Below are 7,893 nucleotides of genomic sequence, written 5' to 3'. Positions count from 1 at the left end.
CCAGCGCCGCCACCACTTCCGCTTTCGAACGGACGTCGAAGGTTAGCGCCAGGGATTCCGTCCCAAAGTCCGATTTCAGCTTTTCCTGCAACGCAGTCAATCGCTCCGTTCTCCTGCCGGTGACGATCAGCCGGTATCCTTCCCGCGCGAAACGTTCGGCGCAGGCTTCCCCGAATCCGGCAGTGGCGCCGGTGATGAGGGCAGTTTTTCCAGTCTTCATGTTATTACCGTTTAGCGAAGCAAAGTTACGGTCCCTTTTTTGGAAATTTTGACGCCGTGCAGGTCGATCCCTTCCAAAATCCAGAGATACGTATCCACCGCGGCAGGGCGGCCTTTGTGATACCCGTCCCAGCCTTTCCGGAAATCAAGCGAGTTATACACCAGCTCGCCCCATCGGTTGAATATCCGGAAGTACTGGTACTCCTTGATACCGACGGGAATAAAACGGAAAAAGTCGTTCACGCCGTCGCCATTCGGGGAGAAGGCATTGGGAATATAGAATTCGGGACCGGTGTAATATTTGACGTTGATATCATCAAACCCCACACCGCCCTGCTGGTTGCTGACCCGCAGCCGGAGCGTGATTTCCTCGTTCCAGGTGAGCACCGGGTCGCGCGCGTTGGCGTCGCTGAGCATATGCGCGGGCGTCCACTGGTACATTTCCCCTCCCTGGCCATTCAGCCGCAACGTCTGCCCCCTTGCCAGGATGGTATCGTTCCCCGCGAACGGCCGGACGTCGTACAGCCGGAAGTTCTTCGTAACGGTGGCTTCGCAGCCGCGGTTGGTTTGGATGTGCAGCTTTATCGTATAGATATCCCCGTTGGCATACCGGTAGAGCGGGGTGGTGATGTTGGACGTATCCGCATCGGTGGCCGCGTCGCCGAAATCCCATTGCCGGTAAGTGATAACGCCATTGCGGTAAGTGGACGTGTCGGTAAAGAACACGGGATTTTCACGGCAAAGCCCCTGCACGGTGAATCCCGTCCGCAGGCCGGGATAATTGAAAATCCGGCCGGTGGTGCTGTCGGTACAGGGCAACCCGGGGTTGACTACCAGCTTCAGGTTGAAAACACCGGTGTCTGCAAAAGTTTTGTAGAAGACGTTGCGCGAATCGGTGATGGTATCCGTGCCGTCGCTGAAGGTCCACAGGAACTGCGACGTAAACCCGGCCACGCTGTTGTTGGTGATGGGTACGCGCATGCCCAGGGAGTCGTTGCAATGGTACAATGTGGAAGGGGTGGAAGCGGTGATGCGGGTGGAGCAATTGTATACGGTGATGAGGATGTCTTTGTGATGCGTGCCCAGCAATCGCCGGGTGGCCCTGTCCCATTCCGACACGCATACCGACACCACGAACTGGCCGGCCCTGTCGGGCGTACCGGTGATGAGGCCGTTGTTGTCGATACTGAGCGGCGGGCTGCCGCCCATGGGGTTCCCGCCATTGTACGGCGGGATGTAACTGACGGTGGTATTGTATGGCGGGGGATTGGCGACGTTTTCGTTGTTGCGGCTGTTGCCGCCGGTAAGGGCGCTGCAGAGGGCGTAAGTGAGGCTGTCGCCGTCGGGGTCGATGGCCCGGTAATTATAGCGCAAAGGCAGCCCGGCGCAGATCACGGGGGCTTCCTCGATGTCGAAGACGGCGCTGTTATTTTCCGGGCGCAGCTCGGTGCCGGGGATCCAGGTTACGAAGTTGGAACCTTCGCGTTCGGAGTTGTAGATATTGGTGAGCGCTTCGCCGCGGCAGCACCTTTGGTAGGAAACATAATACCCGCCGGGGATAGCCGCGAGCTCTATGACGTCGCTTTCATAAAACGCTACTTCCAGGTATACGGTCTGCGGGGCAAGACAAGGGTTTTTAAGCGTATCGCGGATGGAAGCGGTGCGGGCGATGGTCATGAGCCGGGGGGCGCCCACGCGGCTGCCGGAAGCGGTAAAAATGTGGAAGGGAACGGGGTTTTCGAAGTAATCGAGGCAGCCCTGGCGGGTGCCGCACACAAAATTGCCGTCCCGGTATAACTTCATGATGATCCGGTACCGGTGTAAACCGTTTGTGGGGTTGATGCCGAGATGGCGGTAAAAAATTTCCCCACCGATAATATGGTACGCGTACACATCGCCGATCAGGAAACAGGCCAGTAAGATCAGGAGCGTTACAAATTTGCCCATGGGGTTAGGCGTTTTGTGTACCCATAATTTACGGAAAAACGGGCGCTTGCTGAAATTTAAGTTTCGGGCGGGCTAAATAATTTTAGCGATAAAGTGTAAGGGGCTGTTGGATAGCTGTATGGAAAATCGTGATTTTTCGTTTAACCGCGAAGTTTACCCGGCGGGGACGGGGGGAAGACGGCCGGCGCCCCTGCGGCACGGATGAGCCGCAGGGGCGGAGAAGCCTTTCTATCTGCAAAAAGATTATTGCCGGTGCTGGCAGAAGGTGATGAACTGGTGCAGGAGCAGGCTGCTTTCTTCGAATACCTCCAGCATCCCCATATGCCCGACGCGGTCGAAAATATGGATGCTGGCGACGGATGGAAGCACCACCTGGCTCATGCTGTTGTCCAGCGGAACGGCCTGGTCTTCTTTCCCTACGAAGAAAAATACCGGTTGGGTAATGTTGGATAAGACGGCGGTCCTGTCCGGCCGTGCGATCATCGCTTCGTAATAAGCGATCATGCTGGCCATGGGGATCTTGATGGCCTGTTGCATGTAATTATCGATCCGGGCTACCTGCGTGCCCCTGAATTCCGCCGCGAACATATTGGGCAGCAGCTGGGTTACGAAAGATTCCACGCCGTATTGCTGCATGATGCGGATCGATTTGCGGCGGCCTTCCCGCTTCTCTTCCGTATCCGGGCGGGCAGTGGAGCTGAAGAGCCCCAGGCCTTCCACGGCATCGGGATAGGCTTCCGCGAAAGCGAGCGCCACATATCCGCCCATGGAATGGCCGATCACGACGGCGCTGGCGATGCCTTCGGCCTGGAGGGCCTTCCAGGCGAATGCCGCCATGGATTCCATACTGAGGGGGGAAGTGAGGCCGGAACGGCCGGTGCCGGGGAGATCCGGGACGATCACCCGGTAATGTGCGCGGAGGTAAGCAGTCTGATGCTCCCAAACGGAATGGTCTTCCGCGAAACCGTGCAGCAAAAGCACTGCGTCGCCCTGGCCTTCGGTCCAGTAAGCGCCTTCCTGTCCTCCGTTATCGAATGTTTTCCACATGTTTCCTGCGAATTACACGTAAAACAATGGTGTATGCCAGCAGCAAGATACAAAAGATCACCGGTGCGATGGCGATGTAGCTGCAATATTTGACGTAAAACGTCTGGTACGAATCGCATTGCACTTCCCCCGACAACACCCCCGGTTCCCAGTAGGGCAACGAAGATTCGATTTGGCCCAGGGGGGAGATCAGCGCCGAGATGCCGGTATTGGCGCTCCTGGCCACCCATCTGCGCGTTTCGATAGCGCGGAGGCGGGCGTATTGCAGGTGCTGGCGGTGGCCTTCGGTATTGCCCCACCATCCGTCGTTGGTGCAAACTACGAGCAACTGGGCGCCTTCCCGTACTTTTTCAGCCACGAAGCTGCCGTAAACCGATTCATAGCAGATCGCCGTGTAGATGTTGCAGGTGTTGTTGGTGAAGAAGGAAACCCCGGGCGTCAGCCCATAACTGCCGGAAATGCCGCCCATGTCGAGGGCTAGTTTCTTCATGAAAGGGAGGTAACGCATGTAGGGCGTCAGTTCCACGCCGGGCACGAGCCGGGCTTTGTGGTACACCTGCACGTTGCCGGACGTATCGATCTGGACGGAAGCATTGAACGCGTCGTACCAGTAATTGCCTTCCGAAGCGTGGCGCGCGGTGGCGGGGATATCGTCCATCACCGTGTATTGCTTGTATGTGGCGGCCCCGGAAATGAGCCTGGCTTTGGGATACTGGCGAAGGAATTCCCGGATGGCCAGCACCTCGGGCTGTTCGTTCAGCTGGTGTTCCCAGGAGCCGGTGGGGAAAAGCGCGGTTTCGGGCCAGATGATGAATCGGGTGGAAGAGTCGGTTTTTTGTGCGGAGAGGTCCAGCAGTTTGCGGAGTTGCAGCTCCGCCGCGCCCCGGGCAAACTTCTCGTCGTACGGGTCGATGTTCGGCTGCACCACCACGATCTTCTCCCCGCCGGCATTTTGCGTATAACCGGAAACGAGGAAAGAGGCGGCCGTAGGCAGGATGATGGCGAGCACGGGAGCCAGGGCGGCCTTGAAACGGGGCGTTTCCCGGTATTGGAGGATAGCGCGGTAAATGAGGATGTTGACGATCAGCACCCACCACGATCCGCCTTCCGTACCCAAATATTCGTACCACTGCACCCATTCGGGCCGCATGGCGAATGCATTGCCCAGGGTGAGCCAGGGCCAGCTGAGCTCCCAGTGCTGGTGGATGTACTCGAATGTCATCCAGTATACTGCGAGGGCGAAATACCCCGTGGCCCTGCCGGCGCGCAGGCGCGTGGTGCGGTACGCCATCCAGGGGATGGTCATGAGCAGGGCGTTGAATGCGTTGGCGAAGATGCCGCTGGCGGGAACGGTGGTATTGCCGACCCACCAGGTGGTGGCGGTATTCCAGATCCAGAACGCGAGAAAAAGCAGGCCGAAATAGGCGCCGGGGCGTTCGGTCATCTTATCGCTCATGGCCAGGAGGGGAACGAAGCCGAAGAAGATCAGGAAGGTAAGGGGAGAGGTAGGCCAGGCCGCCCAGAGGAGGAGGCCGGAAAAAATACTGAGCAGCAGGGTGCCGCGCTTGCGCAGGATTGCATTCATTTTTCAAATATAACAGGGAAACGCAAGAAAAAGGGCCCGCTTTGGCAGGCCCTTCGAAATATCACGGGAAAATATGGACGGATTAGCGGCTGTAGTTCGGCGCTTCTTTGGTGATCACGACGTCGTGCGGGTGGTTTTCCTTCACGGTGGCGGAAGTGATCTTCACGAACTGCGCGTCCTGCAGGGCCTTGATGTCTTTGGCGCCTACATAACCCATACCTGCGCGGAGGCCGCCCACGAACTGCTGCACCACTTCGGCGAGAGTTCCTTTATAGGGAACGCGGCCTACGATGCCTTCGGGAACGAGCTTCTTGATGTCGGCTTCCACATCCTGGAAGTAGCGGTCTTTCGAACCTTCCGCCATGGCCTCGATGGAGCCCATACCGCGGTAGGATTTGAATTTACGGCCTTCGTAGATGATGGTTTCTCCGGGCGATTCTTCCACGCCTGCGAAGATGGAGCCGGCCATGATGGTGGATGCGCCTGCTGCGAGGGCTTTCACCATATCACCGGTATAACGGATGCCGCCGTCTGCGATAACGGGGATGCCTGCCTTTTTCAGGGCCTGCGCGGCGTTCATTACGGCCGACAGCTGCGGGAAGCCGGCGCCTGTCACCACGCGGGTGGTGCAGATGGAGCCGGGCCCTACGCCTACTTTCACGGCGTCTGCACCGGCGGCTGCCAGGGCGAGGGCGCCTTCGGCAGTGGCTACGTTACCACCGATCACCTGCAGCTTCGGGAAGTTCTTTTTCAGTTTCTTCAGGGCCTCGAGCACATAGATGGAATGGCCGTGGGCGCTGTCGAGCGTTACCACGTCAACCCCAACATTGAGCAATGCCGCGGCGCGGTCCTGCAGATCGGCGGTGATGCCAAGCGCAGCGCCTACGAGCAGCCGGCCGAAGGAATCTTTGGCGGCGTTGGGGAAGCTTTGCAGCTGGAGAATGTCGCGGTATGTGATAAGCCCTACCAGTTTGCCCTGTTTGTTCACAACAGGCAGTTTTTCGATGCGGTGCTGCTGAAGGATCTTTTCTGCCTTTTTCATGTCTGTGCCTTCGGGCGCGGTCACGAGGTTTTCCTTCGTCATCACCTCACTGATGAGGCGTTTGGTATTGTGCTTTTCGAAGCGGAGGTCGCGGTTGGTGAGGATGCCGATGAGCTTTTTGTCGCCGTCTACGATGGGGATGCCGCTGATGCCGTTATCCCGCATAAGGCGCAATGCCTGGCCGATGGTAGAGTCTGCGCTGAGGGTAACCGGGTCGAGGATCAGGCCGCTTTCGCTGCGTTTCACCTTTCTTACCAGTTCTGCCTGCTTCTCGACGCTCATGTTCTTGTGCAGGATACCCAGGCCGCCTTCGCGCGCCAATGCAATGGCCAGCGTGGCTTCCGTTACAGTATCCATGGCGGCAGACACCATGGGAATGTTGATACGCAGATTCTTGGTAAGTTGAGTGGAGATGTTGACTTCTCTGGGCAGTACTTCGGAGTAGGCAGGCACCAGTAATACATCGTCGAAGGTGAGACCGTCAGCTACAAATTTCTCTTTGGATTTTCCCGCAGGCATATTGCAATTATTTTGGTAAGGTTGCTAAATAATTGCACGCAAATGTACGACTATTTTATGGATTCAACGCAAACCGATTTTCATGTACGGTATTAATATCATGTGTGTGCAGGCCGGCGGCAGCACTCCGCCCCGGCAGCCCTTTTCTTTAACTCCCCAGGTGCTGGAACGTATGTCCCGGCATGGCTTTTAGGATCCCCATCATTTCCAGCCCCAGTACGACTTCGGCCACCCGGCTCCGCGGGATACCGCTGCGGTATTGGACTTCGTCCATACTGAGGCGTTCTGTGCCCAGGGTGTCGAGTATCCGCCGCTGGTCGGGATCGAGCTCGTTGAATAACGCCGTTTGAACGGGGGAAGGGGGCTTCAAGGCAGGCGTATGCCAGTTCATCGCCTCGGCGATGTCGTCGGCGGAGGTCACCAGGGCGGCTTTGTGCTGCCGGATGAGTGTGAGGCAACCGGCGGAGCGGTCGTCGCCAACGCGGCCGGGAACGGCCAGCACATCCCGGTTGTAGCTGTTGGCCAGGTCCGCCGTGATGAGCGAACCGCCGGTAATGCCGCTTTCGATGACCAGGATACCGTCGCAACAGCCCGACACGATGCGGTTGCGGCGTGGGAAGTGCATGCGGTTCAGGGGCGTGCCGCTTGGGAAGTCGCTCAGCAGCCCGCCCTGCTCCAGCATCTGCCTGGCGATGCGGGCGTGGGCGGCGGGATAGAGCTTGTCGTGCCCGTGGGCCAGTACGCCGATGGTGGGCAAACCGGCTTCCAGGGCGGCCTGGTGGGCGGTGATATCGATCCCGTAGGCCATCCCGCTCACGATGGTGACTTGTAGTGGGGCAAGACCGGCCACCAGGGCCCGGCAGCACTCCGTTCCGTAGGCGCTGGGCCGCCGGGTGCCTACTACGCCCAGCATGCGGGGAGCGTGGAGATCCATGCGGCCGCGGGCGTATAGGAGAACGGGCGCATCCCAGCAATGGCGGAGGCGGGCGGGGTAATCGTTTTCCGTCCAGAAGAGGGGTGTGATTTTGTGGTGTTCGAGGAAACGGATTTCGGCTTCGGTGCGGGTGAAATCGCGGAATTGCCGGATGGCGTCTGCGCGGGAGGGGCCTACGTTTGGGATGCGTTCCAGCTCGCGGCGGGGTGCGGAGAAGATGGAAGCGGCGTCGCCGAAATGTTCGGCGAGGTGGCGCGCTACCACATCCCCGATCTGGGGGATGAAAGTAAGCGCGATACGGCATTGGGTTTCGGTTGGCATGGATGAAATTTTGAGGGAACCGAAGCTAGGGGAATTTGCGCAAAAAGAAACCTGAGAATATCTCCGGAAATCGGAGATATTCTCACCGTTTTTTTCAGGCTCCGATTGGAATTTTCCCGATTTTTGTTTTGTTGACTCCAAAGGGACACCTCAAAAAATATATCGTATATGCGTTACGTTTATTTCATCGTAGTAATTATGATGGCGGCCTGCAAAACGGCGGGCCCGGCTGCTTCGGGCGCTCCGGCCGCCGCCGCTGATCCCTGGACTTCCGGTCCC

General features: G+C 58.2%; 6 protein-coding genes. All 6 read right to left on the bottom strand.

Going from position 1 to position 7,893, the window contains the following annotated elements; translation table 11 throughout:
• The coding region (locus tag Q0510_RS12670) for an SDR family NAD(P)-dependent oxidoreductase (protein ID WP_298712095.1) at nucleotides 1-220 on the bottom strand (220 nt) is incomplete at its 3' end.
• Nucleotides 221-231: 11 nt separating this feature from the next.
• Nucleotides 232-2,166 (bottom strand): gliding motility-associated C-terminal domain-containing protein, encoded by a 1,935-nt coding sequence (locus Q0510_RS12665; RefSeq protein ID WP_298712093.1) that lies wholly within the window; start codon nucleotides 2,164-2,166, stop codon nucleotides 232-234.
• Nucleotides 2,167-2,409: 243 nt separating this feature from the next.
• On the bottom strand, nucleotides 2,410-3,213 hold the full coding sequence (locus Q0510_RS12660; protein WP_298712090.1) for an alpha/beta fold hydrolase: 804 nt from the start codon (nucleotides 3,211-3,213) through the stop codon (nucleotides 2,410-2,412).
• Nucleotides 3,194-4,798, bottom strand: a complete 1,605-nt coding sequence (gene lnt / locus Q0510_RS12655) for an apolipoprotein N-acyltransferase (RefSeq protein ID WP_298712089.1) — start codon at nucleotides 4,796-4,798, stop codon at nucleotides 3,194-3,196. Before lnt ends, Q0510_RS12660 begins: the two co-directional genes overlap by 20 nt.
• Nucleotides 4,799-4,880: 82 nt before the next feature.
• Complete coding sequence (gene guaB, locus Q0510_RS12650) at nucleotides 4,881-6,359, bottom strand: IMP dehydrogenase (protein ID WP_298712087.1); 1,479 nt, start codon at nucleotides 6,357-6,359, stop codon at nucleotides 4,881-4,883.
• Nucleotides 6,360-6,507: 148 nt separating this feature from the next.
• Nucleotides 6,508-7,614 (bottom strand): DNA-processing protein DprA, encoded by a 1,107-nt coding sequence (gene dprA / locus Q0510_RS12645; RefSeq protein ID WP_298712084.1) that lies wholly within the window; start codon nucleotides 7,612-7,614, stop codon nucleotides 6,508-6,510.
• Nucleotides 7,615-7,893: the final 279 nt, after the last annotated feature.

This window comes from uncultured Chitinophaga sp., from assembly GCF_937874145.1.
Classification (GTDB): domain Bacteria; phylum Bacteroidota; class Bacteroidia; order Chitinophagales; family Chitinophagaceae; genus Chitinophaga.
The sequence above is the reverse complement of the archived record's forward strand: the minus strand, read 5'-3'. Positions and strand labels throughout refer to the sequence as shown.

What these genes read in the sequence shown, in the direction of transcription:
- lnt (WP_298712089.1), bottom strand. Translation starts at nt 4,798, where the DNA reads ATGAATGCAATCCTGCGCAAGCGCGGCACCCTGCTGCTCAGTATTTTT.
- guaB (WP_298712087.1), bottom strand. Translation starts at nt 6,359, where the DNA reads ATGCCTGCGGGAAAATCCAAAGAGAAATTTGTAGCTGACGGTCTCACC.
- Q0510_RS12665 (WP_298712093.1), bottom strand. Translation starts at nt 2,166, where the DNA reads ATGGGCAAATTTGTAACGCTCCTGATCTTACTGGCCTGTTTCCTGATC.
- Q0510_RS12660 (WP_298712090.1), bottom strand. Translation starts at nt 3,213, where the DNA reads ATGTGGAAAACATTCGATAACGGAGGACAGGAAGGCGCTTACTGGACC.
- dprA (WP_298712084.1), bottom strand. Translation starts at nt 7,614, where the DNA reads ATGCCAACCGAAACCCAATGCCGTATCGCGCTTACTTTCATCCCCCAG.